The sequence below is a fragment of the Streptococcus sp. 1F3 genome (assembly GCF_054968985.1).
In genome coordinates, this window is sequence record NZ_JBUEQR010000075.1 from 1 (window position 1) to 1,312 (window position 1,312).

Below are 1,312 nucleotides of genomic sequence, written 5' to 3' on the forward strand. Positions count from 1 at the left end.
AAAACTTTTTGAACTTGCACTAGAAAGGCTAGTCCATTGTCTGACGGAGGATATTGGAAGGTGAGGTTGATTACCTTCTCCTTAAAATCATCACCGTAGCCTTCCACATACTGCTTACTTTCAATAAAGTGAATATAGTTGTTCAGCTTTTCTTGAAGTTTTAGAAGATGGTCTTGTTCAGTATCGGGAAGCCATTCGTTGCCATCTGCCAATAACAACTCCAAGTGACCGTCTACAATGCCTAGAGAGTCTATAGAGGCAAGATCAAGTTTAATCGATTGCGTCAATATATTAAATCTAAATATTATTTTTCGGTATAATCTATCAAGCACTTCTGCTTCCGTATCAAACTCAGATCTAATTTTTAAGTCTTGACGCTCACCAACTTCATAAAACTTATATTTTTTTGATTCTTCATCAAAATAATAGCCCAGTGTAAACTGTCCTTTAAATTTTCTATCCAGCACAATATTAAATGCTCCAATTTCAGCTTGATGAGCTGCCACAAAATTAATTAATTCTTGTTTTGTCATTAATTCTCCTTCATCATACCTAAAGTTAACATATCCAACCCTCTAAACGGTGTTACGATTTGTTCAGCTCCTCCTGACATATCTCCCCAAGCAGCCGCTTTACCATGAACTCCATATTTAACATCCTTGACAGCCATTTTAAGTGCTTCTGATTTGTCCGATAAATAATCTTGATAATCCTCAGTTAACTCAAAAAACTTCTCTTTCGAAACAGTAGGTATCCCCTCATGTTCCAAAATGCTATTTAACGCATCAATATCATTATTACTAATAGCATCAATCTTATCAAAATACGTTTCTCTATTAAAAATTCCCCTATGATAGGCATTTGGATTTTCTACATAAGGAATCGAACGCTGGCTATATGTATAAGCTCCTCCACTCGGAATGTCCGAAAAGTTCCCTCCTCCCATATGTCCGTAGCGATCCCATTGGTCTGGTAATCCAAATTCTCTTGTAATTGACTGAACTGTACCATCTTGATATCCTAAATTTCCAGGCCAATCATACTCAATCCAACCTTCGTGTACTGATAGTACATATTGAGAATCAGAAGGAACGTTTATATCTCTTTTATCTGAAAGATTTGAATAAAACTCTTGGAGTTTTTTTACTTTTTCGTCAATTGGTATATCTAACTTCGAAAGTTCCGTAGTATAACGCCCAACTTGGATATAGCTAGGGCTATCATCTATAGAATAAGTTCCCGTCTTCTGCGACACCACATCAATCCGGGTGCCCTTAGGAATCTCAACACCTCCAACAAAGTCACCCTTGCC

General features: G+C 36.9%; 1 protein-coding gene and 1 pseudogene. Both read right to left on the reverse strand.

The features are described 5' to 3' along the window. Positions 1-533: DUF6572 domain-containing protein (locus ACVPON_RS06995; RefSeq protein ID WP_462877535.1), on the reverse strand; the 533-nt coding region annotated here is incomplete at its 3' end. Beyond that, positions 533-1,312, reverse strand: a pseudogene (locus tag ACVPON_RS07000) (hypothetical protein); the annotation flags it as partial. The gene ACVPON_RS06995 and the pseudogene ACVPON_RS07000, both read right to left, overlap by 1 nt.